Source organism: Conexibacter sp. CPCC 205762, assembly GCF_030646155.1.
Classification (GTDB): domain Bacteria; phylum Actinomycetota; class Thermoleophilia; order Solirubrobacterales; family Solirubrobacteraceae; genus Conexibacter.
Map to the genome: position 1 here is coordinate 1 of NZ_JAUTDN010000100.1, position 1,223 is coordinate 1,223.

The window sequence follows — 1,223 nt, forward strand, 5'->3', positions numbered from 1 at the left end:
GCGTCGGCGACCCCCTCCGGCCCGGATGCGCCCTTCAGCGCGTGCTGGAGGATCACGGCGAGGATCGCGGTCCCCAGCGCACCGCCGATCTGCTGGAAGATCCGCACGCCCGTCGTCGCCGCTGGGATCGCGGCGTGCGGCAGGCCCATGTAGGAGGCGGTCATGACGGGGACGAGCGTCAGGCCGAGCCCGGCGCCGCGCACGACCAGCGCGACGCTCAGCAGCACCTCGCTGGTGTCCGCGCCGGCGAAGGCGTAAAGGGCGGTCGCCACCGTCAGCAGCACCATGCCGAGCAGCGCCGGCAGGCGGACGCCGAGCTTGGCGACCAGCCGCCCGGCCAGCAGCGCGCCGACCATCACGCCCACGCCCTGCGGCGCGAGCAGCAAGCCGGCCTCCACGGCAGAGGCGCCGCGCGCCTGCTGGTAGTAGAGCGGCAGCAGGAACAGGGCGCCGAACAGCGAGACGCCGGAGACGAACATCAGCGCCGAGGAGCTCGCGTACCCGCGGACCCGCAGCAGCCTGATGTTGAGCGGCGGCTCAGCCGACGTGCGCAGCGCGTGCAGGCAGTAGCCGATCAGCAGCACGACGCCGCCGACCAGCGGCCCGAGCACCTTCCCGTGGCCGAAGCCGCCCGCCGCGCCGGCCGCGGAGAAGCCGTAGACGATCAGCGCGAGCGCCGGCGAGAGCAGCGCGAGACCGCGGACGTCAAGGCGGCGGTCCGGGTTGATCGTCGTCCGCGGCAGCGTGCGCCACGCGAGCACGATCGCGATCAGGCAGATCGGGACGTTGACGTAGAAGATCCAGCGCCAGCTGACGTTGCTGACGATCAGCCCGCCGACGACCGGGCCCAGCACCGGCCCGAGCTGGGCGGGGATCGCGATGAACGGCATGATCCGCGCCATCCGCTCGCGCCCCGCCGCGTCGGCGAGGATCGTCTGCGCCAGCGGGATCAGCATCCCGCCCGCGACGCCCTGCACGATCCGGAAGGCGATCAAGCTGCCGACCGACCACGCCAGGCCGCACAGCGCCGAGCCGCCGACGAAGCCGACCAGCGACAGCAGCCACACGCGCCGGCCGCCGAAGCGCTCGAACGCCCAGCCGCTGACGGGGATCGTCATCGCCGTCGCCAGCGCGTAGCCGGTGCTGACCCACTGGATCGTCGAGACGCTCGCGTCGAGTCTGCGCTGCAGCGTGTCGATCGCGACATTGACGATCGTCAGGTC

At 72.9% G+C, this 1,223-nt stretch carries 1 protein-coding gene; it reads right to left on the minus strand.

The window, feature by feature from the left end; translation table 11 throughout:
• On the minus strand, positions 1–1,223 hold a 1,223-nt coding region (locus Q7L73_RS28585; RefSeq protein ID WP_304715802.1), incomplete at both ends, for an MDR family MFS transporter.